At 61.3% G+C, this 5,091-nt stretch carries 7 protein-coding genes; 1 reads left to right on the forward strand and 6 read right to left on the reverse strand.

All coding sequences use genetic code 11. From position 1 onward, the window contains the following. The 6 genes from EOM25_11990 to EOM25_12015 all read right to left on the reverse strand — a co-directional run. A partial coding sequence (locus EOM25_11990; GenBank protein ID NCC25893.1) for a phosphonate ABC transporter, permease protein PhnE occupies positions 1-395 on the reverse strand: 395 nt, incomplete at its 3' end. Then, positions 388-1,176 carry a phosphonate ABC transporter, permease protein PhnE gene (phnE, locus tag EOM25_11995; GenBank protein ID NCC25894.1) on the reverse strand — a complete coding sequence of 263 codons (789 nt, stop codon included), beginning with the start codon at positions 1,174-1,176 and terminating at the stop codon, positions 388-390. The genes phnE and EOM25_11990, both read right to left, overlap by 8 nt. Then, positions 1,173-1,964: a phosphonate ABC transporter ATP-binding protein gene (gene phnC / locus EOM25_12000; protein NCC25895.1), complete on the reverse strand. Its 792-nt coding sequence runs from the start codon at positions 1,962-1,964 to the stop codon at positions 1,173-1,175. Before phnC ends, phnE begins: the two co-directional genes overlap by 4 nt. 10 nt (positions 1,965-1,974) lie before the next feature. Next, on the reverse strand, positions 1,975-2,976 hold the full coding sequence (gene phnD / locus EOM25_12005) for a phosphate/phosphite/phosphonate ABC transporter substrate-binding protein (protein ID NCC25896.1): 1,002 nt from the start codon (positions 2,974-2,976) through the stop codon (positions 1,975-1,977). Between the two features lie 275 nt (positions 2,977-3,251). Further along, entirely contained in the window at positions 3,252-3,980 is a 729-nt protein-coding gene (locus EOM25_12010; GenBank protein NCC25897.1) for a tetratricopeptide repeat protein, read from the reverse strand. Then, positions 3,977-4,471: a hypothetical protein gene (locus tag EOM25_12015; protein ID NCC25898.1), complete on the reverse strand. Its 495-nt coding sequence runs from the start codon at positions 4,469-4,471 to the stop codon at positions 3,977-3,979. Before EOM25_12015 ends, EOM25_12010 begins: the two co-directional genes overlap by 4 nt. Before the next feature lie 198 nt (positions 4,472-4,669). On the opposite strand from EOM25_12015, the gene EOM25_12020 reads away from it, so the two are divergent. After that, positions 4,670-5,005: a hypothetical protein gene (locus tag EOM25_12020; protein ID NCC25899.1), complete on the forward strand. Its 336-nt coding sequence runs from the start codon at positions 4,670-4,672 to the stop codon at positions 5,003-5,005. The last annotated feature ends 86 nt before the right edge of the window (positions 5,006-5,091 follow it).

Consider the following 5,091-nt stretch of genomic DNA (forward strand, 5'->3'; position numbering starts at 1 on the left):
AACAGGATGGCCCAGACCAGGGTGTTTACCGACCGGGAAGAGACCAGGATCAAACGGGCCAGCCAGTTCAGAATTCCGGAACGGGTGATGTTGGAGGCCCCCATCAGGCCCACGGGCACGGACAGGAATATGGCCAGGAGAGTGCCCAGACCGGCGATGTTCAGGGTTTCGATCAGGGCCTCGTGGACGCCCTGGGACGTGTAGGAAGGCCAGTCAGGCGGCCACATCCTGCGGAACAGGTCGGCCATCTGCTCGGGGGCGTCCCAGAGGAACTCCGGGATGATCTGGACCGTCTTCAGTGAAAAGACGAACAGGGCCACGGTCCCCAGATACACGGAGAACCGGGCCAGTCGCTCGGCCATGGTGAACCGCTGCCAGCGGCGGGCCTCAGTCATTGAAGACCGCCTTGATCCGGATGGCCACGGACTCCCCGACCATGATCAGGGCGATGATGGCGATGAGGATGGCCGCCAGGAAATCGTAGTCGAAACGCTGGAAGGCCGCGAACAGGGTCCCCCCGATGCCCCCGGCCCCGACGATGCCGATCATGGTCGAATTCCGGAGGTTGGCGTCGAACTGATAGGTGGAAAAGCCGATGAACCGGTTCAGGACCTGGGGCAGGACGGCGAAGATGAGGACCGAGGCGAATGGTGCTCCGGCGGCCTTGGTGGCCTCAACGGGCTTCAGGCTGATCTCCTCGATGGCCTCGGCAAAGAGTTTACCGATGAACCCGATGGAGGCGAAGATCAGGGTCAAAATGCCGGCCAAAGGCCCGAAACCAACAGCCTTGACGAACAGGATGGCGAAGATGACCGGATGGAAGGACCGGCAGATGACTATGACACCCCGGGCCGGCCAGGTCAGCCAGGACGGCATCAGGTTCCGGGCCGCGCACAGGCCAATGGGCAGGGAGAGGAGAACTCCAAAGGCCGAGGCGATGACCGCGATCTCCACTGTCTCCACCAGATTCTCCAGCAGAAGCCGCCACCGCTCGAAATTGGGGGGGACCATCTCCGAAAGGAACTTGGCCCCGTTGTCGAGTCCCTGGATAAACCTAGCCCAGGTGAAGTCCAGGGCGCTGGCCGCGTAGATAAAATAGGCCAAGGCCAGCACCCATCCGGCCCGGGCCGCCCAATTGGGACGAAATGGCCGCCTTTCCACTCCGGCGGTGCTCATTTCAGCCAGCCCTCCCCGCCGTAGATGGTCTTCAGATGATCGCCGGACAGTTCCGAGGGCGGTCCGTCGAACACGATCCGGCCCTCGGACATGCCGATGATCCGATCGCAAAAACGCTGGGCAAGATGGACGTCGTGGATGTTGATCAGGACCGGAATGTCCCGGGTCTTGGAGAACATGCCCAAAAGCTCCATGATCTCCACCGAGGTCTTAGGGTCCAGCGAGCTGGTTGGCTCGTCGGCCATAATGAGATCCGGGCCCTGCATGACGGCCCGGGCGATGCCCACCCTCTGGCGCTGGCCCCCGGACAGGCTGTCGGCCCGCTCGGTGACAAAGTCGGTCAACCCGACCTGATCGAGAATCTCGAAGGCCCGGTCGATGTCCCGCTTCTTGAAGCGTCTCAGCCAGGCCCGCCAGACCGGGACGTACCCCAGACGGCCGCAGAGCACGTTCTCAATGACCGAAAGCCGCTCAACAAGATTGAACTCCTGGAAAACCATGCCGATATGACGACGAGCCAGCCTGAGCCGGGTCCCCGACAGGGAGGTGATGTCCGTTCCCGAGACCTCGATCCGGCCGCTCGTGGGCTCGATGAGCCGGTTGATGCACCGGATAAGCGTGCTCTTGCCGGTACCCGAAGGTCCGATGATGCCCACTATGCAGGCCCCGTGAACCTCGAAGGACAGGCCCTTGAGGATGGGCTTGTGGCGGACGTATTCCTTGACTAGGTTCTGGACCACGAGGGAGCGGTCCATGCCGCTCCCTCGTGTCTGTGCTTCGTTTGTCATGATGCCCGGGCTACTTCTTCTTGGAGGCCGCTTCCTTTTCGGCCATCTCCTTCAGGCCTTCGGCGTTGTAGCTCTCGCCCACCGCCTCGGCGATCTCCCGGATGACCTGCCAGTCGGCCATGTAGGTCACGGGATAGAAGCGGTCGGCCCCGCCAAAGGTCTCCTGCATCTTGGCCGGGAACCGGTAGGTGTAGAAGGCCCCGATGATCTTCTGGGCCAGATCCGGGCACAGCTGGTTGGAAAGACCGAAGGACGAGGTCGGGAACTTGGGGCTGGTGTAGATGATCCGCAGAGCGTCCTTGTCCACCCGCCCGGCCCGGACCATGCGCTCGTACACGTCCGAGGCCACCGGAGCGGCGTCGTAATCGCCGTGGGCCACGCCCAGGACGGACTGGTCGTGTTTGCCCGAGTAGACCACGGTGTAGTCCTCGTCAGGAACGAGGCCCAATTTGGGGAACAATGCCCGGGGGGCCAGGTTTCCCGAGTTGGACGAGGCCGAGGTGTGGGCCACCTTCTTGCCCTTCAAATCGGCCATGGACTGGATGGGGCTATCCTTCTTGACGACCATGATCAGGTTGTACCCCTGGAAGCCGTCGGCGTAGCCCTTCACAGCGATGGGCACGTACCCGGCCAGGTTGACGGCAAACCCTGTGGGGCCGGTGGAGAACCCGGCCACATGGAGGCGACCGGAACGCATGGCCTCAACCTCGGCCGCGTTGGACTGGACCGTATAATAGATGACCTTCTTGCCCGTGGCTTTTTCCAGATATTTCTGAAAATCCTCAAAGGCGTCCTTGTACACGGCCGGATCTTCCACCGGGGTGTAGGTGAAGACCAGGGTATCAGGGTTCTTGCAGTCCCCGGCCTGGGCCCAGTCGGCCACCAGGTCCTTGTCCTCGTCGCAGTACATGACGTCCAGGGTCCCGCGGTTCGTGCACTGTCCGGCTTGGCAGGGCAGATACAGGGCCAAAAGAACGGCCAGGGCCAGAAAGGTCAAAATCGTCTTGCGCATCGTCAACCTCCGTTTGTATGGGTTCGGGCCCAGACCCGCGCCCCCGTTGGACACCGGTCGCCCGAACCGTTCCGGTCTCGGATCTGGTCATGGGGATGGTCGAGGATACATTGAGACGCGTCCCCATGTCGGGGAGTCTGTACACCATCCATTCCGTCTTGAAAATGGCAAAAATGTGACAGAATCCGACACACCTGTCTTTCGGCCTGGGATTCTCTGCCGTTTCCAGACGTCCTCGAACGGCCCGACACCCTTGAAAAGGTTATCCTGAAGAGCTACCCCATGCCGGGGTACAATGGGCGGTTCTTGTCCACTTTGGCCTTCATTCGCAGCAGAATGAGCTGCTCAATGACCCCTTCGCCTTCCGAATTCAGGAAAAAATACCGGTCCCGATCCTTGAGCAGGGCCACGCCCAGCTCCCATTCCTCCAAAGCCTCCAGGTACAGGCCCTCGGCCTCGAAAAGTCGGCCGACTAGAAAATGCGGGGCCGGATCCCGGGGGTCCAGGGCCATGGCCATATCGGCGTCGCGTCCGGCCTCTTCGACGCGACCGAGTTCGAAAAGGGCCAGCCCACGCCTGGCCAGATGCGGGGCCATGGATTTCGGCCGATTCCGGCTCTCGCCTCCAGCCAGTTCCAGCCCGAGGTCGAGAAACGCCAAGGCCCCGGCCGGGTCCCCGGACCGCATCCGAAACTCGCCCATCAGAAGATGACCCCGGGGATTGCCGGCATCCAGAGTCAAAAGTCGTCTGGCATAGGACTCGGCCCGGTCCAGTCTGCCAGATTTTTCGGCTGCTCCGGCCAGCAGTCCCAAGGCCTGGATCTGTTCAGTGGCATTGCCGAAGAACAGGGCCCTTCTGGCCAGCCGCATGGCCTGGTCCAAATCGCCGGCCCGGCTCAGGAGTCCGGCCGCCTTCAGATCCCTGGCAGGATCGAAGCCGAAGGCCGCGCCGAACACAAAAACCAAAGCACCAAGGAAGGTGACCAGGGCCACTTTGCGCATCATGTCCCGGCCCCGACGTCTTTCTTGCCCGACTGACTCATGGCCCAAGGCATGGCCAGGAGGAAAAAGAACATGATGGCCCAGTCGATCAGGCTGAAGACGATCCACCAACCTCCGGTAATGCCCATGGCAAAGCCCCGGTGGATGCCCGCCGTGGCCGCCACCCCGAAGATATACTCCGAACTTCGCCCCTCCAGCAGGCGGCCCAGCCAGCCTACGGGCTCGAACCAGGGCTGGGCCAGGCCGAAACCCACGACCTGCCCGGCCATGAAGGCCGTAAAGACAGCTCCGGCCACACCCAGGGCCGGTCCGAACCCCGGATGACCGAGCAAAACCCGCCTGGACCTAGCCCAACCGGCCATGATCCAGGCAATGAGCAGACCTGCCACCGCCCCCTGGGCCAGAACGAAATACCCGATCCAGTATCGAATCCAGCCCATGGCCATACCCACCGCAAGGGCGGCGACGATCCCCGCCCCCAAGGCCGTTTTCATGCTCCGATTCATGGGCTCACTCTGCCCTGACCGTCACCTCGGGTCAATGATCGCGCCGACGCCGACAGACTCCACATTCTGAATTGCGGCTTGACTCTGTACTCGGCCGGGGTATGCGGACAAAATTGGAGTAGATCGAAAAGGGTCCGGGGTTCAAAACGCGCAACGATGCAATTTCAGTTTCAGCGAGGAATCACCATGATCATGCGAATCATCTCACTCTTGGCCATGTGCATTGTACTTCTCAGCCTTGGAACCGCCCTGGCCGGCGACGAATTCACGGGCACGAGCGATCCGATTCCGGATTCCATCCGCCGGCAAATGACCGGCAAGACCTGGAAACCCGAGTGTCCGGTCTCCCTGGATCAATTGGCGTATGTGCGGGTATCCCACTGGGGCTTCGACAATCGGCCCCATGTCGGGGAATTGATCGTCAACAAGGCCATCGCCGACAACACCATATCAGCATTCAGGGAATTGTTTGCCGTCCACTTTCCCATCGAGAGCATGAAACTTCCAAGTAGTCGACCCTGAAAAATACCGTTTTTCAGCTACGCTGCAACGTACAGTGAATTTTGAAGTGAACCATGTCTGATTCGGCCAAAGAGAAAAAAGGCCAA

The sequence above is a fragment of the Deltaproteobacteria bacterium genome (assembly GCA_009929795.1).
Lineage (GTDB): Bacteria > Desulfobacterota > Desulfovibrionia > Desulfovibrionales > Desulfomicrobiaceae > RZZR01.